The 249-nt window shown below is 59.0% G+C and carries 1 protein-coding gene; it reads right to left on the bottom strand.

Annotated elements, in window-relative coordinates; all coding sequences use genetic code 11:
* On the bottom strand, positions 1 to 249 hold a 249-nt coding region (locus RZO55_RS03005; RefSeq protein WP_500683301.1), incomplete at both ends, for a hypothetical protein.

Below are 249 nucleotides of genomic sequence, written 5' to 3'. Positions count from 1 at the left end.
TCCAACCCTTTTCCGGGGGGGCGATTCGCGCTTCCAGGACGGAGACCGGCGGCGGGTTCCGCGGAATGTTGGGCGCTTCGATTTCCTTCTCCCGCAAGATTTGCGTCAGCTCCCGGCGGATGGAGTCACTCCCGTTTTGCATCTGCGATTTTTCCATCCATGCCTGGATGACTTGTACCGTCAAAAACAGGTTGAGGGCGACGAAGGCAATGATCAGCAGGGTTTTGGCGCGGCTCCAGTCCATGACCG

Origin of the sequence: Clostridium boliviensis (genome assembly GCF_033342255.1) — a bacterium.
Classification (GTDB): domain Bacteria; phylum Bacillota; class Clostridia; order Lachnospirales; family Lachnospiraceae; genus Lacrimispora; species Lacrimispora boliviensis.
This window is presented reverse-complemented; position numbering and strand designations above follow the sequence as displayed.